The 21,162-nt window shown below is 42.5% G+C and carries 18 protein-coding genes; 7 read left to right on the forward strand and 11 right to left on the reverse strand.

Features of this window, described 5'->3' with window-relative positions; genetic code table 11:
- Positions 1–35 precede the first annotated feature (35 nt).
- On the forward strand, positions 36–1,154 hold the full coding sequence (locus tag AACS00_RS10640) for an acyl-CoA desaturase (protein ID WP_110167382.1): 1,119 nt from the start codon (positions 36–38) through the stop codon (positions 1,152–1,154).
- 339 nt (positions 1,155–1,493) lie between these two features.
- Positions 1,494–2,861, forward strand: a complete 1,368-nt coding sequence (dcuC, locus tag AACS00_RS10645; RefSeq protein ID WP_146205774.1) for an anaerobic C4-dicarboxylate transporter DcuC — start codon at positions 1,494–1,496, stop codon at positions 2,859–2,861.
- Positions 2,862–2,945: 84 nt separating this feature from the next.
- Here the strand turns inward: dcuC and AACS00_RS10650 are convergent, their stop codons facing one another.
- The 4 genes from AACS00_RS10650 to AACS00_RS10665 all read right to left on the reverse strand — a co-directional run bounded on the left by AACS00_RS10650 (position 2,946) and on the right by AACS00_RS10665 (position 5,771).
- Positions 2,946–3,410 (reverse strand): hypothetical protein, encoded by a 465-nt coding sequence (locus AACS00_RS10650; protein WP_110167383.1) that lies wholly within the window; start codon positions 3,408–3,410, stop codon positions 2,946–2,948.
- Positions 3,411–3,470: 60 nt separating this feature from the next.
- Entirely contained in the window at positions 3,471–3,728 is a 258-nt protein-coding gene (locus tag AACS00_RS10655) for a hypothetical protein (protein ID WP_110167384.1), read from the reverse strand.
- 2 nt (positions 3,729–3,730) lie between these two features.
- Positions 3,731–4,627 (reverse strand): metal ABC transporter solute-binding protein, Zn/Mn family, encoded by an 897-nt coding sequence (locus AACS00_RS10660; RefSeq protein WP_110167385.1) that lies wholly within the window; start codon positions 4,625–4,627, stop codon positions 3,731–3,733.
- 127 nt (positions 4,628–4,754) lie between these two features.
- Positions 4,755–5,771 carry a TonB-dependent receptor gene (locus AACS00_RS10665; protein ID WP_258306857.1) on the reverse strand — a complete coding sequence of 339 codons (1,017 nt, stop codon included), beginning with the start codon at positions 5,769–5,771 and terminating at the stop codon, positions 4,755–4,757.
- 114 nt (positions 5,772–5,885) lie between these two features.
- On the opposite strand from AACS00_RS10665, the gene AACS00_RS10670 reads away from it, so the two are divergent.
- Positions 5,886–7,169, forward strand: coding sequence for a hypothetical protein (locus tag AACS00_RS10670; protein ID WP_110167386.1), 1,284 nt, complete (start codon positions 5,886–5,888; stop codon positions 7,167–7,169).
- Between the two features lie 366 nt (positions 7,170–7,535).
- A complete protein-coding gene (locus tag AACS00_RS10675; RefSeq protein WP_110167387.1) occupies positions 7,536–9,167 on the forward strand; it encodes a methyl-accepting chemotaxis protein in 1,632 nt (543 codons plus the stop codon).
- 72 nt (positions 9,168–9,239) lie between these two features.
- On the opposite strand, the gene AACS00_RS10680 is transcribed toward AACS00_RS10675, so the two are convergent.
- The 3 genes from AACS00_RS10680 to AACS00_RS10690 form a co-directional block, all read right to left on the reverse strand.
- Positions 9,240–10,427 carry a trans-sulfuration enzyme family protein gene (locus AACS00_RS10680; protein ID WP_110167388.1) on the reverse strand — a complete coding sequence of 396 codons (1,188 nt, stop codon included), beginning with the start codon at positions 10,425–10,427 and terminating at the stop codon, positions 9,240–9,242.
- Between the two features lie 13 nt (positions 10,428–10,440).
- On the reverse strand, positions 10,441–11,436 hold the full coding sequence (locus AACS00_RS10685; protein WP_110167389.1) for an isopenicillin N synthase family dioxygenase: 996 nt from the start codon (positions 11,434–11,436) through the stop codon (positions 10,441–10,443).
- Between the two features lie 454 nt (positions 11,437–11,890).
- Positions 11,891–12,478 (reverse strand): RBBP9/YdeN family alpha/beta hydrolase, encoded by a 588-nt coding sequence (locus AACS00_RS10690; protein WP_110167390.1) that lies wholly within the window; start codon positions 12,476–12,478, stop codon positions 11,891–11,893.
- A 230-nt stretch (positions 12,479–12,708) separates the two neighbouring features.
- Between AACS00_RS10690 and AACS00_RS10695 the strand changes: the two genes are divergently transcribed.
- On the forward strand, positions 12,709–13,710 hold the full coding sequence (locus tag AACS00_RS10695; RefSeq protein ID WP_258306858.1) for a sigma-54 interaction domain-containing protein: 1,002 nt from the start codon (positions 12,709–12,711) through the stop codon (positions 13,708–13,710).
- A gap of 165 nt (positions 13,711–13,875) precedes the next feature.
- Here AACS00_RS10695 and secF read toward each other — a convergent pair whose 3' ends face one another.
- The 4 genes from secF to AACS00_RS10715 form a co-directional block, all read right to left on the reverse strand.
- Positions 13,876–14,778, reverse strand: a complete 903-nt coding sequence (gene secF, locus AACS00_RS10700; RefSeq protein ID WP_072670679.1) for a protein translocase subunit SecF — start codon at positions 14,776–14,778, stop codon at positions 13,876–13,878.
- Positions 14,779–14,780: 2 nt separating this feature from the next.
- Positions 14,781–16,613 (reverse strand): protein translocase subunit SecD, encoded by a 1,833-nt coding sequence (secD, locus tag AACS00_RS10705; protein WP_110167393.1) that lies wholly within the window; start codon positions 16,611–16,613, stop codon positions 14,781–14,783.
- Between the two features lie 66 nt (positions 16,614–16,679).
- The gene (locus AACS00_RS10710) at positions 16,680–17,156 is read right to left on the reverse strand and encodes a hypothetical protein (RefSeq protein WP_072670681.1); all 477 of its coding nucleotides are present in this window, start codon (positions 17,154–17,156) and stop codon (positions 16,680–16,682) included.
- 126 nt (positions 17,157–17,282) lie between these two features.
- Positions 17,283–17,951, reverse strand: coding sequence for a hypothetical protein (locus AACS00_RS10715; RefSeq protein WP_110167394.1), 669 nt, complete (start codon positions 17,949–17,951; stop codon positions 17,283–17,285).
- A 197-nt stretch (positions 17,952–18,148) separates the two neighbouring features.
- On the opposite strand from AACS00_RS10715, the gene AACS00_RS10720 reads away from it, so the two are divergent.
- Together AACS00_RS10720 and glgC are read left to right on the forward strand one after the other, a co-directional pair.
- Complete coding sequence (locus tag AACS00_RS10720; RefSeq protein ID WP_110167395.1) at positions 18,149–19,546, forward strand: sensor domain-containing diguanylate cyclase; 1,398 nt, start codon at positions 18,149–18,151, stop codon at positions 19,544–19,546.
- A gap of 394 nt (positions 19,547–19,940) precedes the next feature.
- Positions 19,941–21,155, forward strand: coding sequence for a glucose-1-phosphate adenylyltransferase (gene glgC, locus AACS00_RS10725; RefSeq protein WP_110167396.1), 1,215 nt, complete (start codon positions 19,941–19,943; stop codon positions 21,153–21,155).
- The last annotated feature ends 7 nt before the right edge of the window (positions 21,156–21,162 follow it).

Consider the following 21,162-nt stretch of genomic DNA (forward strand, 5'->3'; position numbering starts at 1 on the left):
TTCTGGTGCACAGTTGTACGCTAAAAGGCATTATTATGGATACTAAACCGCCGTTAATCTGGCTTAATGTGATTATTTTTTCATTCAGCTTCGCACTCGCTGCTCTCGTAGCTCCTTGGTATGGCTGGCAATTTGGTTATGGCTGGGAACATCTTTTCTGGTTACTCGCTTGCTTTTCATTTTGTAACCTATCCATTACCGTCGGCTACCATCGTCTGTGGTCACATAAAGCTTTCGAAGCTCATTGGTTAGTGCGCTTACTGTGTGCGTTAGGCGGTGCATTTGCCTTACAAAATAGCGCTCTACACTGGTCATCGGATCATCGAGTTCACCACAAGTTTGTCGATCAAAACGATAAAGACCCCTATTCTGCCAAACGGGGCTTTTGGTATTCGCACATCGGCTGGATGCTGCGCCACTATAATCAGGCTACCTACGCTGACTACACCAATTGTCGCGATCTCCAGAAAGATAAAATTGTTATGTGGCAACACAAATACTATCTACCACTGGCAGTCACGATGAATATAGGTGTACCGTTACTGCTCGGTTGGTGGTATCAAGATATCATCGGTATGTTACTGGTTATCGGCGCGGTCAGATTAGTGCTCAATCATCACACCACTTTTTTTATCAATTCACTGGCCCATATTTGGGGCAAACAGCCCTATACCGATAAAAATACCGCACGTGATAACGGAATTTTGGCTTTCTTTACCTTTGGTGAGGGTTACCATAATTATCACCATATTTTTGAAAATGATTATCGAAATGGTATTCAATGGTGGCATTATGATCCGACCAAATGGTTAATTAAAGCCTGCTCATGGTTAGGTTTAGCGAAAAAATTACGCGTTGCACCAGCAATAAAAATAGAAAAAGCACGAGCTGAAATGCGCTTGAAATACGCTCAAGCAAAGCTTTGTCACCAGCATCAACGAATTTTTATCCACCTCCAACAAGAGTTTGATAGCTTTGTTGAAGTTCTTCACGATTATTACGATTTGAAAAAACAGCTTTTAGAAAGTAAAGCTAATTCAGCGATTCAAAATTACGAGCGGTCACTACTTAAAACTCGCTATCAACAAGTGAAAATTCGCTTACAAGAGCAAAAGCAGCGTTGGTATCAGTTAACGAAGCAGTATGCTTATTAAGTGATTCGTTATCCCCTTTGACTGATGCTATTAGTAGCCGCATGAAGATAATGATTGCATCTTCATGCGGTGAAGATCTTTCTTATTGTTATATGGATTACAACGAGAAATATATGTCGGATCCATCACCAACAACTATCAATTTAACACTCCAACAACCAATAAAAATCAATGTAATAAAATAGTTAGACACTTTTTATCCTATTAATATTTTCATTTGTTTTAGATCATACTAGTAGCAAGTTAAGCTCGTGCTATTGCCAAGTTTTCAGTAAATTCTCCAGTTACAAAAAGCCATAATTTGTTACATGGGTGAAGCCCATTTTACTGGAGAAGACTATGCTTGAGCTGCTGATTGGCGCAATCGTCACCATTGCGGTTGGTTATTTTATTGTTAAGGGTTATAAACCTGCTGGGGTATTGCTAACCGCCGGAATAGCCTTGTTATTAATGACTGGGATATTAGGCTACGCGATTTTACCCGCATCAATCACACCAACCGGTAACTTGATTACCGATTCAATGGAATATGTGAAATTTACCCTGCAAAACCGTGGCGGCGGTTTAGGTATGCAAATCATGTTACTGTGCGGTTTTGCCGCTTATATGACCCATATCGGGGCAAATAACGTGGTGGTTAAACAGTTTTCTAAGCCACTTTCGATTATCCGCTCACCCTATGTCTTACTGGTTGCGGCTTACATTGTCGCTTGCTTAATGTCCCTTGCGGTAAGCTCTGCAACAGGGCTGGGTGTGCTACTGATGGCAACCCTCTTCCCCATGATGACGGCGATGGGTATTTCTCGCCCTGCTGCAGTAGCGGTGTGCGCTTCTCCAGCCGCCATTATTTTATCGCCGACTTCTGGTGATGTGGTGATCGCGGCGGAAAAATCTGGGTTGGCTTTGCATGTCTTTGCCGTGGAAACCGTTCTTCCTGTTTCTATCAGCGCGATCATCGTGATGGCAATCGCTACCTTCTTCTGGAATAAATACCTTGATAAGCGAGACAATACTCCAATGGAGCGCGTAGACGTTTCTGCCATTGAAGTGAAAGCGCCAGCCTATTACGCGATTTTGCCATTCTTACCGATTATTGGTGTTTTCCTATTTAATGGTGAAACTATCCCCGGCTTATCCTTGGACATTTACACTATTGTTGTCGTATCGATTTTTGCTGGTGCGGTGATTGATTTCATCACCAAACGCTTTGATGGTAAGAAAACCCTCGAAGATCTGGAATCTTGCTATGAAGGTATGGCAGAAGCATTTAAAGGCGTGGTCATGCTATTGGTTGCAGCAGGGGTTTTTGCTCAAGGACTGATGTCGATTGGTGCGATTGACAACCTACTTGGATTAGCCGAAACCGCTGGCGCTGGTGGTTTAGCACTGATGCTAATTTTAACCATTTTAACCATGGCTGCAGCTATCGCCACAGGCTCGGGTAACGCTCCGTTTTATGCGTTTGTGGAACTTGCCCCAGCGTTAGCCGCGAAAATGGGCGTTAACCCAGCGTTTTTAATTATTCCGATGTTACAAGCTTCAAATTTAGGCCGAACCGTTTCTCCAGTATCAGGGGTCGTAGTTGCCACCGCGGGTATGGCGCATATCAGTCCCTTTGAGGTGGTTAAACGTACTTCTGTTCCGGTGTTGGCAGGTCTTATTACTGTTATTATCGGCACTATGGTATTGGTACCAATGATGGCTTAGGGGCAGGGTCACTGCTGCATTTCATTAACAGATTTAAAAATAAGGCGCATTACTGCGCCTTATTTTTAAATTATCGTTTTTGAGTTATGGGTTAAAAGCTGAATCTTGTTGACACAAGGCTCTTGCTTGAGCACCAAATACCATCACTACCGCGCACCACATCATCGCAAATACCACCGCAGGACCAATCGGCCAATCCCAATAAAGAGAAGCCGCAAAGCCAGCTATCATCGCTATATAGCCTATCGCTAAACCGACAGCGGTTTTACGTTGCCAAGGTACATAGCATACCGCTAAAGCCGGTATGATAAGTGACGCAAACTCTAGATATACGCCTAAGTTAATCACGAGCGGCGGGATGGCAAAAGCGAATAGAAAATAAAACGCTTTACCTTGTAGCCAAGCGAAGCGATAACGCACAACGATTAACATCGCGAGAGCAATAACCAATACGGGAATAACGTCTTGCCATTGAGCCCACAATAAGCGACCGTTTAATAAACTCTCTATACTTTCTTTACCATGCGGCTGCTGAGCAACCAGTAACATTGCTGCACAAGCGGCTAACACATAAAACAGGCCAATGAAGGCTTCTAAGTGGGTTTTGATTCACCCCTCAAAAAAGCACAACAACCCAGCCATACTAAAGGTGACAACACTAGCCGCTAACATTTTCCACCATAAGGAACTGCTGTACTGCGGCCACCATAGCTCCATCGCTAACATACCGACCGCCGCCATTTGCGCCATCGCTAGGTCAATAAATATCACCCCTCGCTCTAGCACCTGCCTACCTAGAATCCAGTTGATCCATAAAGAGATAAAGCCAATTAACAATGGGGCTAACATCCATCCGTAAGCACTCATTATTACTCCTTAACTAGGCTCAATAAGCGCTCAATAGAATCATCAACCAATGCGATCAATGAGGCCGTATTCGGCTGTCCACCAACACTTTGCGCCAGTTCCACTACCGGCACATTGGTACGCGATGCTAACCAGTAAGCCGCGTCTTTAGGCTGGTGAGAAGCATAGACAATACCAGATAAACTCGACCAATCTTGCTGTGCCAAGCGATTTAAATGACCCGCCGTTGGTGGGATACCGGGTTTAGGCTCTAAATCCGCCACTTGCTCCATGCCTAACCAATCAAATAAATAGGCAAAGGTAGTATGATAACCTGCTACTTCTCGCCCGTTGAGTGGGGCTGCTCGCTCTTGCCACTCTTGCATTTTTTTATGCCATTGCCAGCGAAAGCGTGCGCCATTGGCTTTAAACTTCGGAGCATCATCGGGGGCTAGCAATGCCAGACGATCACTCAATGCTCGTGACACAGCAATCATATCACCAATCGCAAACTGAACGTGGGGATTACCATGCGCATGAACATCGCCCATGGAGCGATCAACGTGCTCATGTTCATCCAGTAAACGCACATAATCACTGACCCAAAACAAACCAGGCTGACCATTTTGTATTTGACGATTACGGCTCTGCCTTTGCAGCTCAGGCAGCCAACCAATTTCCAGCTCAGCTCCAGAGCAAACCACCAAATCGGCATTGCGCATACGCGCAATAAGCGAAGGGCGAGCTTGTACATAATGAGGATCTTGCAATGCCGTAGTGGCTGAAAAAACTTGTGCCTGTGGTGCATGGGCATGGACTAAGTCAGCCCAATCGGGCTGACAAACAAACACATTTAAGCTCGCCATCGCTGGCATACTGACACAAGCGAATAGACTCAATAATTTAAAACGCATGAGCATGGTGCGCTCCAAAAGACATGACATACTGTAGGCTAAAGAGGGTTTGATCGCCCTGAGTGTGATTTTCACGGGTAATTTGTCCACGTACCCGACCAAAATGAGAAGCATGCCAATCTAATGCGAGATCTCACTCTTTCAAATCATCACGACTGAATTCACCATGGAAATGATCATCATGAGCATGGACATCTCCACTCACGGTGCGCATTTCTCCATAACGGGTACTCACTGTCCAAGTCGGATTAAATTGATAAGCCACTTCTGCGTACCAACCATTAGCACTTTGTTTCGCGCCTGGAGCTGTCGCCATTTGTGTATCAAAGCGATTGTCCAAATACCAAAACTCGGTTGTTGCTCTTACATTACGTTGACGATAATTACCTTCCGGTGCCCATTTCCACGTGAAATCCGTACCGTACAAATTACGACCTGTTAATGAGGGCCCATGCGAATGACCGGCATGATCGTGATCATGGTCATGATCATGGCTGTGATCGTGTGCGCCTGAAAACTGACGGCCATTACCGTTATACAGTGAACTGATTCCCCAGCGCCAACTGTGTTCAAGTCCAATATCAGCCCCCACTTGGAGGTTAGCCGTATATACCCCCACCGTCGCTGGCTTATCATAACCAGCATCTAATGGCTTACCACCTAACGCTTCGACGCTGGCTTGCAGATAAAAATCGGTTGGTAATAACCAAGTCATTTGCACACCATCATCAAAATAATGGCCGCCAAGTAAGGCGCGATACACTGCCGGACGCTCAACAAAGGCGTCTTCATGCATGTGCTTACTGTTTAAGTAGCCGACATTGGATAACAGACGTCCTGCTTTAAGCTTTAAGCCAAACGGTAAACTCATGGTTTCTATCCATGCTTCTTCCAGCTCTAACTCGGTTTTAGAACCATGGCTATCTAATACCGCCACCAACTGACCTTTAAAGTTATGATCGATGTTACTGCTTAACATCAGCTCAGAATGACCAAGGCCAAATCCCTTGTCACGACTTCCCCAATGGCGATTGTCGCTCTGATAAGCACCATCTAAAACAACACCAATATCGACTTGTGGTGATGCTAAGCTTTGTCCAATAAAACCCATTACACCAAACCCAATCACCGCTACGACTGATTTATTCACCAAGTTTCTCCTATAAATGTACACAATGATTATTGATTACCTATTGATGGTAACGAATGTTATGTTATAACATATCAACAATCAACTGCTACTATGGTACTTAAGGAAAAATCCATGTTGTCTCTATCTCATCGTCAAGCCCCCAGGCTGGCTGCACTGTCACTCAGCGTATTATTGCTATTAGGTTGTCAAGAAGGTGAAAATAACGCCACCAGTAACGAAGACTCCGATCATCATCACTCGATTATTACTTCTCGGCTGCTGATTTCAGAACACAATAGCCAAACACTACACCTGTTTGATAGCCAAGCTTGGCGTCAGCGCACCCAATTTACTTTGCAACAAACACCCTCAGGGCTGAAAACCAGTCCGAAGGGACGATACGCTCTAGCTCTGCAACGAAATTTTGATCAAGTCGAAGTGATTGATAGTGGTATTGTCGCCGAACAACATAGCGATCATTATCATTTGCACAATCATAGTCCGAGATTATTGTCTGATCGCTATCAGGGAGTAAAGCCAACTCACTATGACGCCACACAAGATCAAGTCGCACTGTTTTTTGATGGTGATAGCACAAGTAGTGCCAACGCGCAGTTTCGCGTGTTAGATGAGCAGTCGATAGGCCAAGCCTCTAGCGTTGCCAGCCATTCCTTTGACCATGCCCAACATGGTACTGCCCAGTTACTGAGGGATTTCGCTTTTACTGGGATTAAAGATCAAAGCACCACTAGCTTGCCGGATAAGGTGATCGCTTTGCAAAGGCATAATGATCATTTTCATCAATTTCATAATTTCCCCGCCCAAGACTGCGCCGCTTTACATGGCAGCGCGCAAACGACAAATGCCGTAGCGTTTGCGTGTTTAGATCACGTTCTTGTCATCAATATACAGGGGGAAATAATAACGTCACAAACCATCAACAACCCAACGTTTGACAACGGCACTCGCTTTGGAACGTTATTCGGCTATCCAGTCAGTGATACCCTGCTTGCAGTGGCGAATAACCAGCAATTCTTCAGTTTGAAAAATGGTCATTTTCAAGAAATCAACTGGAAAACCGAGCAAACGCAACGCACCCTCGCCTATTTAACCACTGAGGATTACTTATTCATCATTACGCCACAAGCACGGTTGATCGCTTATCATGCAGCGGATGATTTTGCTCAACAATTCAGTTTATCGCTCTGGGACAATGTACCAACATTAGCAGAAGGCCAACGGATCCAAATGGCCTTCGATCCGAGAAATCAACAGTTATTCATTACCAATCCGGCAGATCAAACGGTGCTGCAACTCAGCGTGACTGAGTCACGGATTGTACAGCGTCATCAATTAGGCTTTATCCCTCAGTTTATTACTTGGTTAGGCACCACTGAGCACGAGCATCATCACTAAACCTGCCTTTGCAGCCCATCGTTTCGCTGGGCTGCAATAAAGCCATTCACTCCATCAATCGTTCAACATTTGACCTCGATAGACATTTAAATGTGATTGGTATCATATTTTTTTGGCTTAATCCTTCACTTGATGCTAGAATCCGCGCCAATTAATTAGTCAGATAATTCTTACACACTGACTATTGCTAGGGATAACTTACCCACAGTACTTGAAGTGGCTCGCTATATAGCAAGTAAATGTATGCTTGATACACAAAGAGAAGCTTTGTGGTGAAAAGAATGCAATACCGCTATCTTCCAGCAGCAGGGTATATCATCATACGGATGTGACCGATTAGTTTTTACCGCGAGGTCACCCACTACCATGTCGTTTTTAAAAAATTTAGCCATTCGTAAAAAAATTGCGCTAGCGTTTAGTATTATTGCTGCCGTCAATATTGTTTTTGGTGCTTATCTTTACCGCTCTCTCAATACGATTCAGCACGATGTACTTAACCTAACCGACGATACTTTACCATCAATGATGATGGTCAATACCATTAAGTACAATATGTCCTCGGTACGTCGAGCACAAATTGGTCTACTTTCCTCTGATGATAGCCACGAAATCGCCGAAGATATCCGCTGGATGGATGATCACTATCGCACTATTGATGCCGATTTAGCTCGCTATGAAAGCAGTATTTGGACCGATTATGAGCGCTCTATTTTTATGCCTGTTAAAAATTTATGGCAAGAGTATTTGCGTGCATTAAGTTCTTTTAATAACGATATTTTGAGTAATAACATTACTGAAGCTCAGCGTGATTTACAAAATGCCTATCCAACGTTTGAGCGTCTAGAACTGGCGGTGGATGAGTTACTAAAACTTAATCTTTCCTATGTCGATGATAACCGCACTGAATTAACAGATTTAATTGATACTATTAGTCAATTTTCTATTTCCAGCATTGTTGCCCTGCTTGGCTTTATGGTCTTTATGACTTGGCTACTGGCGAATTTAATCTGCCGTCCTTTACAACAAGTGGTTAATCAAGCCAACGCGATTGCCGATGGAAACTTAGGCCATCAAATGGATCGCCAACAAATTGGTCAAGATGAGCTTGGTGAACTGGCTGACGCTTGCACCACCATGCAAAATAATTTACGTGTGATGGTCGAAGAAATCGTTGCCGGCGCAACACAATTAACTCAAGCGGTTGATGAAGTCAGCGCGGTATCGGAGCAAACTTCGCAAGGTATGCGCGAGCAGCAAGAAGAAGTGATGCAAATTGCGACCGCAATGACAGAAATGAAATCCACCGTGGCAGAAGTGGCACGCAGTACCGAAGTGGCTTCAGATTCTGCCCGTAATAGTAACCAACAAGCCATCACTGGCGCACAGCAAATGAATGTGGTGGCCAACTCGATTATTCAGGTAACACAAGAGATCTCGCAAGCCGAGCAACGCGTGCTGGAGCTCGAAGATCAAGCGCAACAAATTAATATGGTCGTCGATGTGATCAGCAATATTGCTGACCAAACCAATTTGCTTGCTCTCAATGCCGCAATTGAAGCCGCGCGAGCTGGTGAACAAGGTCGTGGCTTTGCCGTGGTTGCCGATGAAGTGCGAGCCCTTGCAGGCAAAACGCAGCAATCAACGGGTGACATTGTGGCTATTATCCAGAACTTACAAAGTTGCGCAGCAAAAGCACGCCAAGCAACAGCACAAAGTAGCGAGTTAATGGGCCAATGTGTCAATCAAAGTCATCAGACTCAAGAAGCGATTGAACAAATCAGCACCCAAAGTGCGCAAATTGCCGATATGACGATTCAAATTGCGAGCGCTTGTGGTGAGCAAGATTCCGTCAGTGAAGAACTAAGCCGCAACATTGAACGGATTAATGAGTCAGCGAAACAAGTCGCGCAAGGTTCATCAAGTGCAGCTCAAGCCTGCGTTGAACTTAGTCAACTCGCCGCTCAATTACAAAGCACGGTCAATCGCTTTCGCGTATAAAGCCTGTATTTAATATTGAATAAAGAAATATTGCATACAGAAAATGGCGAGCTTTTATGCTCGCCATTTTTATTATAAAACAGACACAAATGCCCCCTTAACTTTATCATGAGCCAACGCTATCGCTTGGCTTAGATCAGCAATGAGATCATCAGGATGCTCAACACCGATACTTAAACGGATCAGTTTATCGGTTATCCCATATTTCTCCCTCTGCTCTTTATCTAAGCCAGCATGAGTTGTCGTCGCAGGATGACAAGCTAAACTTTCCAAATCACCTAAACTTACCGATTGTTTGAATAGCACCAGACTATCTAGGCATTTTCTTACCGCATTAAGATCGGATTTTAATTCAAAACTGACCATCGCTCCCCATGCTGGCGGATTTTTATCATCACGACTTTCGGTTTCTAATCCAGGGAAATAGACTCTTGCTATCAGAGGATGCTTTGCTAAAAACTCCGCGACTTTAAATGCTCCATTTTGGTGCTGTTCCATTCTCAAAGATAAAGTCCTTAAACCTCGATGTAATAAGTAGGCTTCTTGAGGACCAAGGCATGATCCAAGTTGCTTATTGGATATTCCACGGATGAGATTTAAATAATGGTCGCTCCCTGAAATCACGCCAGCAATAATATCTCCATGACCACTTAAATACTTGGTGGCACTGTGTATAACAATATCAATACCCAATTCTATCGGCTTGAGTACAGCAGGAGATAAAAAAGTATTATCACAGACTGTAATCGCACCTATATTTCTAGCTGTACTAACAACTGAATGAATATCATTAACTCTGACGGTTGGGTTAGAGATAGATTCAAAAAATATGACTCGAGTATTGGGATTTGCTCGCAGAGTTAAATCCGATACATCAGCGTAATGAACAACTTTTATGCCCATTCGAACCAGTAAGTTATCACATAAACTTTGTGTTCCTCCATAAATAGGATCGACAATCGCTAATTCATCGCCGGTATCTAATAAAGAGAGTAATACACTACTGATTGCTGACATACCACTCGAAACAGCTAAAGATTGTTCAGCTCCCTCCATATTCGCTAATTGAGTTTCTAACATACTAATGGTTGGATTACGCATTCGGCTATAAACATAACCATTCTCTTCGCCTGAAAAAATCTTTTTACCATTTTCAAAATTATGGTATTCAAATGCACTACTTTGATAAATGGGTATAGTTAATGAGCCAAATTGATCTTCTATTACACCACTGTGTAGTAATTGTGTTTTATTATTCATATTTATCTACTTTTTAGTTTTTAACGATAGTTTTATAATATTTATTAGCCACTTCAGGATGAGATCTTAAACGTCCTTTTAATACATTATCTCCCACTTGATAGAATAGTGGATTATTGGGATCTGAAGTTGGGCCCAAAGCTTGATTTTTTAACTTTTCTGGTAGTAATAATTTAGGAACTCGACTCTCTAATCTGGGTCCCATAAAATACGCAATAGAGAACCGCTCCTGTCCATGATTAGGGCTTACTACACGATGTTCAGTTGCCTTTAAATAGCCATCTGAAGCAAGCTCGAGTAATTCACCAATATTCACAATTAAGGTGTCTTTTTTCGGTGGAACCGCGAGCCATTTATCATTAATTAATACTTCGAGACCACTAACCTTATCTTGGAGAAGTAACGTTAAATAACCTGGGTCTTTGTGTGCACCTACGCCTTGACGTGAAGAGCTCTGTGCCAAATCAACATTAGGATAGCGGATCAACTTTAGATGTTGATATGGATTACCCATTATCGAGTGATTAAATACATCGGGATCTTGTTCTAACGCCAAAGCAAAGGCTGATAACAACTCTTGAGCAATAAAAGACAGATCATTCATAAAGTCTAAAATAAGCTCACGCATATGAGGAATACTTGCTGGCCATTGATTAGGACCATAAATATTCATCCATAGCGGTGAGTCTTCTAATTGCCTTGCTGGTTCTTCATTCATGACATCAAACTGTTCACGTATATCTATGCTCCCTTTAGTTTTTTCCTCTCCAATACCAGAAAAACCTCTGAAATGTGGGGAGTTAATCATGGAAACTTTATTTTTCTCTTCTGAAGATAAAGTGAAAAAATCAGTGGCTATATGATGAATATGATTGATTTTTTCATTATTAATACCAAAATCTGATAGATAAAAAAAACCAACCTCTCTTGCAACTCGGCTAAGTGAATAAATAAATTGGTCTCTATTGGAGTAAAGTTCAGCTAAAGATAGCGTTGGTAATTCATGCATTGTTATTTTCTCCGTAGTTTATATTCTATTTTAATAAAACCATTATCACGAAAACGTTATAGCTAGTGAGTAAAAACGTAGATGTTTAATAAATCACAAAATTAAGGTTTAATAGGCCCTCACCATAAAAAAGTGATATACCCAAACAACTTGGAGTTGCAGGTAGGCGGCAAGTGAGTGACAAATTTGTCTGGAACAAATTTGAACAGCCGTAGGCTGGCCTTTGGTGAGAGCCACGGATGGCTCTCATAATCCCCATGAGCATAGATAGACTATGTGATTGGGGCGAATGAACGTAGCCAACCCCCCTGCAGCTTCAAGTCGGAAGGGTATATTTAAATTTAGGCTAAGTTAAATGTTCTATTAATAGCTAATCTAGTCGTTTTTAAGCATGGATATTGATATCTATTATTTCTCCATAAAATTAAATCTAATTGCTAATTTTAAATAAATATTATTTAAATGAATTAACATTTCGTTGGACTTGTAATTGAATATCATCAATAAGTGCTTTTACTTCCGGCCATGGTCCATGTCCTGACTCCATATTAATATGACCAACATAACCCGCATCGTAAGTCAGTAAGCCCAAATCAGCAGCTAAACAGCAAGCATGGTCATAGTTCATCCAAGGATCATTTCTACTTACTACCATGGTCCCCAAAACACCAAGGGCGCGAATTGTTAACGTTTCAACAATCGAACGTTCGTTCGGAAAATCAGCCCTATGGCCATAAGAAGTGAATCGATACGGCGAAGCCGGTGCAACAAATAAGACACCACTCACTTTTGATTGTAACTGTTTTCGAACGATAGCATCTAAAGCGGCTAAGCAACCGAAGCTATGAGCAATGATGATAATGGGTAGCGTTTGCTGCTCTAGATACTGTTGGATCTGTGCTGACCATTGACTAAGAATCGGTTTATGGTGATCAATCGCCTTTATCCTCTCCGTGTTAGGGTATTGAGTCTGAAGCCATGTTTGCCAATGCTCATTAGGGCTGCCTTTATAACCTGGAATCACCAAAATTTTATCTATCATACTCAATCCCTAATCAATATAGATGAATGTAACCTATTGATTGCACAAGTCATGCCAAATCAGCGAATTTTATAAATTAGTTAAATATCAATGTAATCAACTGAAAATTAATGGTTTTCACATCTCTATTTCACTAAAAAATTCTATATAACTTTTTATTACTATATGGAATAAAAACTCATTTCTAAATAACAATAAACCCTTTAAATTTAACAGGTATTCCTCGAAAAATGAGTATGACAAAAATGGTTATTGGCGAAAATCACGGTCTAAAACAAACAATGCAGCAAGTACAATTGGTTTCATTGACTGATTCTACAGCTCTTATCCTTGGGGAGACCGGATCTGGAAAAGAAGTGATTGCCCGTTATATCCATAATCACTCACAGCGATTTCAAAACGACTTTATCCGAGTAAACTGTGGTGCTATCCCTTCGGAACTGATTGATTCAGAATTATTTGGGCATGAAAAAGGCAGCTTTACTGGTGCAATCTCTCAAAAAAAAGGATGGTTTGAACGCGCCGATGGCGGTACGTTATTTTTAGATGAAATAGGTGAATTAAGTTTAGCGGCTCAAGTGCGCTTATTACGAGTATTACAAGAAGGCTCATTTACTCGGGTTGGAGGGGAAAGAGAAATCAGCGTTAACGTTCGTATTATTGCTGCTACACATCGAAATTTAGAACTCTCTGTCCAGCAAGGATTATTTAGAGAGGACTTATGGTTTCGTATTAATATTTTTCCAATTCATCTACCAGCATTGCGCCAACGCTTTGGTGACATGCAACAACTCACCGAGCATTTTGCTCACAAAGCGTCCAATCGTCTAGGTTTACCTCTTTGTTTACCAAGTAATGAACAGATAGATTACTTAAAACGCTACCATTGGCCAGGTAATGTCAGGGAATTACAAGCCATTATCGAAAGAGCGGCGATTTTAGGACAGGGAAAATATCTTGCCATTGAGCAATCGTTAATCTTACAACCTGACTCTTTGCAAGAGCCGACCACATCTCCACTAAACAGTGAAAGTCATGCAGAAGTCTCATCATTCCTTAGTTTAGAGAAGGTGATATATGACCATATTTGCAATGCGTTACGTCATTGCCACGGAAGAATAGAAGGTCCTTTTGGAGCCGCTAAACTACTCGCCATTAATCCAAATACTCTACGTTCAAAAATGCGTAAATTAAATATATCTCGTCATGCTTGCCATCATTACCGTTCCTAAAATCTATACCCAAACCATTTGGAGTTGTAATGAGTGAGCGCCAATGAACATAGCGTGTCTATGTTCATTGGAGGATCGAACGTAGCCAACACCTTTTCAGCTTCACGTAGGAAGGGGATAAACCGTATAAAAACCCCCTTGAGGTTATCAAGGGGGTTCCGATATTTAAGGCGCCATATCAACTTCAACCGGCAGATAATGCTTGGACTCTAAATGTAACCATTCAGGGAGTACGGTACCGATGGAAATGGATGACCACGTGCCAGAAATAATCCCGATAAACATGGCAATAGCAAAGCCTTGTAATGGTTCGCCGCCCATTAACCAAAGAGCAGACACTGTCATTAATGAGGTACCTGAAGTCACCATCGTGCGAGAAAAGGTTGCAATCACCGCTTGATCATTGATCTCTGCCAGCGGTGCTTTGGGTTTAGCAACCAGCAGTTCACGAATCCGATCGGAAATAATGATCGAGTCATTCAGTGAGTATCCTAAGATTGCTAAAGTGGCGGCAAAAACGGTTAAGTTGAACTCCATTTGCGTCACCGCAAAAAAACCGAGTACTAAGATCACATCATGCAATAGCGCTAATAAAGCACCACTCGCCAACCGCCATTCAAAACGAAACGAAAGGTAGCCCAATATACATAAGATACAAATCAATAATGCTAAGCCACCTTGATCGATCAATTCCTCACCAACTTGTGAGCCAACCATGCTATTGCTCACCACTTCAATCTGAGATGAAATAGTACTCAGTAACGTCTCTATTTCTGGAGCACTTTGTTGCTCTTCTACTAACGGGTAACGAATGACCCAGCGCCCTTCCTCACCAGACTGAATCACACTGGTAGAATCACCCAGCTCCGGCTTGAGAGTATTTAAGACTTGATCATGGGTTAATGATTTATCCACTCTGACTTCGGTTACCATACCGCCAGTGAAATCTAGCCCCATATTAAGACCACGAATCGCAAAAGCCGCTAATGCTAACAGGGTTAAAGCAATCGAAACGATATTGGTAATGTGACGAATACGTCGAATATGTTGTTTTAGATAAGTCACCATCGTTATATCCTCACATCTCGGCGACTATCACGTCCCCAAATCAAATTAATTAATGCCCGTGATGCAAATACACCGGTAAACATACTGGTGATCAACCCTAATCCCAGCGTTAATGCAAAACCTTGAATCGGTCCATTACCAATCGAATACAAAACAATCGCAGTAATCATCGTAGTCACGTTGGCATCCAAAATGGTGCTAAACGCACTGCTAAAACCTTTATCAATCGCTTGAGCAAAACTACGCCCTTCATTTAACTTATCGCGAATTCGCTCAAAGATAAGCACGTTGGTATCCACCGCCATACCGACCGTCAACACCAAACCAGCAATCCCCGGTAAGGTTAATACCGCTCCCGGCAATAACGCAATTAAACCAAATAAACACACCATGTTGATCAACAAAGCAGCGTTCGCCACCCAACCTAAACGGCGATACCATAACGCCATAAAGGTTAACGTCAATGCCATCCCTAACGCCAAGGCCGCAAAACCATTTTCAATATTTTCAGCACCGAGCGATGCACCGATGGTTCTTTCTTCGACGATTGTCACTGGAGCAGTGAGTGATCCGGCTCTTAACAACAATGCCAGTTGTTGAGCATCTTGATTCGAACCTGCGCCGGTAATTCTGAACTGGCTCCCCAATTGCGATTGAATCGTCGCCACACTGATCACGCGTTCGCTGCGTTCCGTCTCTCCATTAGCATTGGTTTTGTACTCTCGATACACGGTCGCCATGGGTTTGCCAATATGCTTGGCGGAGAAGTCACTCATTAGCTTGCCACCCGCATGGTCAAGCGAGATATTGACTTCAGAAAGACCCATTTTATCCATACCCGCACGAGCATTAACGATATGATCCCCTGTGAGTACTGGACGTTTATGTAAAATGACTAACTGACCATTATTGTCTTTCAGTTGTAAATCATCACGGCTGGCGATACCGCTGGTATTGACTTCATAAAATGCTAAGCTGGCTGTTGCACCAATGACGTTTTTCGCTTGCGCAGGGTCTTGCACACCAGGTAACTCAATACGAATACTATGTTCACCCTGACGCTGAACTAAAGCTTCAGTGATGCCGAGTTCCTCAATACGATCACGCATGATTTTCAAGTTTTGCTGGATCGTTGCCGATTGAAAGTCCAATTTATTTTGCTTACTTGGCTGAACGGTCAGTTGATCAGAAGATAGCTTAACATCCCAGCCTTGATAATTTTCTTTAACAAACTGACTAATCTTATTCAGTGAAGCACGTGAGTTAGCGGAAACTAAAAAGCCATCATTACCGTATGCTTCGATTTTTACTCCTCTAAGATGTTGAGCAAGCAACATTTCTCTCACATCGTCTGTTAGGCTATCTCGTTGCTCTTGGAAAGCTTTATCCACGTCAACATTTAATAGAAATTGCACCCCACCCCGTAAATCTAGGCCAAACTTGATCGGAGTAAATCCCATCTGCGTGAACCAAGAGGGTGCGACCGAAACATAAGAGAAAGTTAAACTTTCTCCTTCTTGCACGAAATTATCTAATAACTTGCGTGCTTGGCTCTGCTCGGTTTCAGTTTTAAAAACCAGCGTCGTGTGGTTATTTTCTTGACGGATTTCTTGGGCAGCAATTCCTTGCTTTTGCAATAATTGATTAACCGTTACCACATTATTTAAAGGGCTGTCTTTTTGATTAGACTCAATTTGAATTGATGGTTGTTCACCATACCAAGTAGGAATGGCACTTAAACCGAGTAAGATAACGGTTATAACCAATACCACGTATTTCCATGTCGCATAGCGATTCATAATACGCGCTGGCGTTTTAGCGGTTTTTCTCTGCATAACTCTCTCCTCGGGCATAGCCGAGTTAAAAAACTAAAATTGTGACATTGTCACGTAAAAGTGAGATTAAGCAGAAAGGAAATGGCTATTTAATGCCACGTACATGGCGTTGGTCTCTTTCCAACCGGAAAGACGATGTGAGGCATGAAAATGCTGATAAGGAATGGACGTCCAAGTTTGAGCGGCATAGCGATCCGCATCGATAGAACGAGGCAGAGCGTCATTTCCTTCAAGATGAGGAAAATCAAAGCCATTATCGAGAGGTAAGTTAATCTCGGTGAGCTGCAAGCGAGGCGGATTAAGAATCGCTTGAACTATACTTTTCGCCAACGTGTCGCTGGTTGGCACCGAGTCAACATCGATCGGACTCTCTTGAGAATCAAACTCAAATGGATTTTGTACGCCATGTGAAGCCGCATTCCAAACAGAATGGTTGAGAGTAATGCTTGAATTAGCGTAATTTTCCGAGCACGCCAACGCTTGCGAAGGTAATAACAACGCAAGAAAAGCTAACCAGAAAAAATACGTTATACGTTCGAGCATGATCAATTCATTCTTAATAGGACAGCTCAGTGTAGAACTGAGTAGAGTGTGACTCAAGTAAAATTTTCGTCAAATATAACTAATGCGTTTATCGCTAATCGTAAGCTATGGCTAATATCTTAATCATTATTGATAAAAAATGGCCCCAGTTTGTGCATTAAGATAAATTTTATTTGCTTGGTTTAAACCACCACAATAGACAAAATAAACGTCCTCAGACTGATAACGAACGGAGCGAACCCAACCTCCTAACTCTTTAAAATCACCCGGAACACAAGTTTTATCACTCAGTAGCTGATCCGTGGTTTGAATAAACATGGTTTTAAACACCTCTAAATCATCTGAATTCATAATATAGCTCAGTACGGTTTCACGCCGTTCCTCTGGGGTGATCACAGGCGGATCAACCACCAGCCCATCCAATGGGATCCACTCCGCCACTTCAGGTCCCCCTTCTTCATAGACGTAAAAAGGCGTTAGTCTTCCCCACCCCTCTTGTTTTTCATACAAAAATACCGGCTCACCACGATAAAGTAACCGATGAACAAATCCATCTTTATCCGGCTTCTCGCGCACACCAAGGGTGGGCTCATTGACGTAGTAGTCCATGATATCTGGCATGACAAAAGCAGGAGCACTTGGTTCGTATTCTTGAGACATCGGTGCCTCAGGCATCAAACGTTGATTTAGAGCCTCTAGCCGTTCTTGTTCTGGCTTGTAATAAAATAGGTAATAGCCAGCGCCCGCACACGCTAAACCAAAAATGAGAAGCAGCAGCATGAGTACTTTCTTCATAATCGTTAACTCCTCATTCTCTCTTTTACTGGAAGGTTTTCTTATTAGCCAATACTCAGTTTACATTGTAAATTTTCATTTTTCCTGATTACCGTATATGCACCAATGTTGAGCAAGCGCACGAACTGAACATATTGGAAGTAATCTCTCGCTTTAAAGGTCTATAATCACCGCTTAATAATCATTATAAGTTAATCATGTCATCGTCACAGGCTAAAAATCTCGCTCAGTTTTTTATGGTATGGTGCATTCTCGGATGTGTGCCTTTTCTCTATTTCGCGCACGAGCTTGCAAAACTCGAACGTCACTCTGTACCGACTAACACAGAATCAACCATCGCCGTCGATACCTCACAATTTACGGCTTTAAATCACAATGGAGAAACGGTTCTTCATTTGTCGTCCTCCTCAGACGATGACGCTAATGATCCCATTGCCCATTTATCGCAGCAATCACCGGAACTCTGGCGATCGATTCAACAACAAGATCAAGGCTTGTTTATTTATCAAGGCCGTCAATATCATTTTATGCAACTCTCGCTACCCAAGACTGAGCGAGAAGGGGCAAGCTTAATAATTTTCAACAGTCATGACCCACAGACCCTAGAGCAACAACGCACCGCGAAACGTCACGATCTACTCGTGCAAGCTACCAGTATTTTTCTACTGCTGGGTATCGTGGCTGGAAGCGGCGTGGTTTGGAATATCACTCACAAAAAAAATAGCCTTGAGAGCCAATTAGCCTTGGCTGCAATGAATGGAATGTCTGCCATTGTGATTACTGATAAGCAAAACCGGATCATTAAGGTTAATCACGAATTTACCCGTTTAAGCGGCTACCAGTTAGAAGAAGTTCAAGGTAAACAACCCTCTATATTTGCCTCCGGTAAACACAATCAGCAATTTTATGTCGATATGTGGAGATCGTTACAAAAAGAAGGCATTTGGGAAGGTGAAGTCATCAATAAGCGTAAAGATGGCTCACAACTAACAGAAATTCTCCGAATTCAAACCATTTTGGATGATCGAGGCATTATTCAATATTATGTCGCTTCATTTGTCGATATTACTCAATATAAATCGCTGGAAAATAAGCTGCGTGAACAAAGTGAGAAAGATGCCTTAACGGGGATCTGGAATCGACGTAAATTTGACCAACAAATTCACCTCGAATGCCATCGAGTTAAACGTTACCCAGAATATGAACACTCTTGTCTCGCCATTTTAGACATTGATCACTTTAAACGAATTAATGATCAATTTGGCCATAGTCATGGCGATTATATTATTCAGTCCGTCGCTGAAACGCTGCGTGATGGTCTACGCGAATCAGATTTTTTAGCGAGAATTGGTGGCGAAGAATTTGCGATAATTTTACCCCATACCCCCATCGAGGAGGCACAAGCGGTTATTGAGCGATTACGCATCAAAGTTTATCAACTTCATGCTAAGCGTGTTTCGATTAGCGCAGGACTCACTGACATTATCGGTTCGGAACAAGAAGCTTACCAGCGAGCAGATAAAGCGTTGTATGAATCAAAAGCCACGGGGCGCAATCAGGTTTCCGTATTACTGAGTCGTGAAATGGCAAGATAAGTGATGAAATTCAATCGACCATTCACCTCACCAGCAATGTGCACTTGCACAAATCTGGTGCAAAAGATAAGCATCACTCATCGTGTCTCTCTATTGTTCTAAGATAATAACGATGCTTTTTCTTACTCTTTCAGTCGATATTTCAACTCTATAATGCAGTAGAAACACCGTAAGTATGTAATGAGGTTTTCTCTGCCATAGCGTTGCACCATCGTAGACTAACCTTGAATAAGCGCCAACGATGGCTAATCATTCATGGCGCATTTCAAAATATCAGCACCAGTACTGCCATATCAAGGGCGAGGATAATATGATAAGTGTTTCACCATTTTGGCCCAATATTTGTACTATTCTGTATAAAATTATCCATTGCACAATAATAGGGAGATAAAAGATGCAAGATACCTTAACCGTAGTTTTAGCTGGAGGAATGGGTTCACGCTTATCTCCCCTAACCGATGATAGAGCAAAACCCGCCGTTCCGTTTGGCGGTAAATATCGTATTATCGATTTTACCCTCACTAATTGCTTACATTCAGGTCTACGGCGTATTCTGGTACTCACACAATATAAATCACACTCCTTACAAAAGCATTTGCGCGATGGTTGGTCAATTTTCAATCCAGAACTGGGGGAATTTATTACGGTCGTCCCCCCTCAAATGCGCAAAGGAGGTAAATGGTACGAAGGCACTGCTGATGCACTGTTTCATAATATGTGGCTGCTATCGCGCAGCGATGCAAAGTATGTTGTCGTGCTTTCCGGCGATCATATTTATCGCATGGATTATGCGGCAATGCTGGAAGAACATATTGAAAATAAAGCAGAACTGACCATTGCCTGTATGGAAGTGGCTCGCCAAGATGCCTCAGCATTTGGTGTTATGGCGATTGATGAAGCGCAACGAATTTGTTCTTTTGTTGAAAAACCAAACGACCCACCTGCTCTGCCGAATAATCCTGATCGCAGCTTGGCGTCGATGGGCATCTATATTTTTACCATGGACACACTAAGGCAAGCATTATTCGAGGACGCGGAGCTTGAGCATTCAAGCCACGACTTTGGTAAAGATATTATCCCCAAACTTATCCCATCGGGCCGAGTATTTGCTTATCAATTTGCTAATGAAAAAGGACGTGTCGCTAAAGATTCTTACTGGCGAGATGTTGGCACCCTTGACTCGTTTTATGAAGCCAATATGGATTTACTAGAACCCGTCCCGCCGATGAATCTTTATCAAAAAAATTGGGCGATTCGCACCTATGAACCGCAACTGCCACCAGCACGTACCGTCTCGTCAGCTACCGGAAACGAAGGCATTTTTATTAACTCGATCATTGCCAATGGTGTGATTAATTCCGGAGGCTCAGTACAACACTCCATCGTCTCATCCAGCGTTAGGATCAATGATGGAGCAACGATAGTCGACAGTATTTTATTTGATGATGTCGAAGTCGGCGAAGGCTGCCAGTTAGTCGGATGCATTATCGATAAACACGTCAAGATTCCACCTTATACCAAAATTGGTGTCGATCGCGCTGCTGATTTACAACGCTTTACGTTATCGGAAAAAGGCATTGTTGTCGTGCCGGAAAGTTACCAGTTTTAAACAACCT

This window comes from Vibrio sp. 11986-1-5, assembly GCF_963878025.1.
Lineage (GTDB): Bacteria > Pseudomonadota > Gammaproteobacteria > Enterobacterales > Vibrionaceae > Vibrio > Vibrio injensis.

Bases quoted from the DNA above. Each gene is read 5' to 3' on its own strand.
- AACS00_RS10640 (WP_110167382.1), top strand. From the start codon at position 36: ATGGATACTAAACCGCCGTTAATCTGGCTTAATGTGATTATTTTTTCA.
- dcuC (WP_146205774.1), top strand. From the start codon at position 1,494: ATGCTTGAGCTGCTGATTGGCGCAATCGTCACCATTGCGGTTGGTTAT.
- AACS00_RS10650 (WP_110167383.1), bottom strand. From the start codon at position 3,410: ATGTTACTGGTTGCTCAGCAGCCGCATGGTAAAGAAAGTATAGAGAGT.
- AACS00_RS10655 (WP_110167384.1), bottom strand. From the start codon at position 3,728: ATGAGTGCTTACGGATGGATGTTAGCCCCATTGTTAATTGGCTTTATC.
- AACS00_RS10660 (WP_110167385.1), bottom strand. From the start codon at position 4,627: ATGCTCATGCGTTTTAAATTATTGAGTCTATTCGCTTGTGTCAGTATG.
- AACS00_RS10670 (WP_110167386.1), top strand. From the start codon at position 5,886: ATGTTGTCTCTATCTCATCGTCAAGCCCCCAGGCTGGCTGCACTGTCA.
- AACS00_RS10675 (WP_110167387.1), top strand. From the start codon at position 7,536: ATGTCGTTTTTAAAAAATTTAGCCATTCGTAAAAAAATTGCGCTAGCG.
- AACS00_RS10680 (WP_110167388.1), bottom strand. From the start codon at position 10,427: ATGAATAATAAAACACAATTACTACACAGTGGTGTAATAGAAGATCAA.
- AACS00_RS10685 (WP_110167389.1), bottom strand. From the start codon at position 11,436: ATGCATGAATTACCAACGCTATCTTTAGCTGAACTTTACTCCAATAGA.
- AACS00_RS10690 (WP_110167390.1), bottom strand. From the start codon at position 12,478: ATGATAGATAAAATTTTGGTGATTCCAGGTTATAAAGGCAGCCCTAAT.
- AACS00_RS10695 (WP_258306858.1), top strand. From the start codon at position 12,709: ATGAGTATGACAAAAATGGTTATTGGCGAAAATCACGGTCTAAAACAA.
- secF (WP_072670679.1), bottom strand. From the start codon at position 14,778: ATGGTGACTTATCTAAAACAACATATTCGACGTATTCGTCACATTACC.
- secD (WP_110167393.1), bottom strand. From the start codon at position 16,613: ATGCAGAGAAAAACCGCTAAAACGCCAGCGCGTATTATGAATCGCTAT.
- AACS00_RS10710 (WP_072670681.1), bottom strand. From the start codon at position 17,156: ATGCTCGAACGTATAACGTATTTTTTCTGGTTAGCTTTTCTTGCGTTG.
- AACS00_RS10715 (WP_110167394.1), bottom strand. From the start codon at position 17,951: ATGAAGAAAGTACTCATGCTGCTGCTTCTCATTTTTGGTTTAGCGTGT.
- AACS00_RS10720 (WP_110167395.1), top strand. From the start codon at position 18,149: ATGTCATCGTCACAGGCTAAAAATCTCGCTCAGTTTTTTATGGTATGG.
- glgC (WP_110167396.1), top strand. From the start codon at position 19,941: ATGCAAGATACCTTAACCGTAGTTTTAGCTGGAGGAATGGGTTCACGC.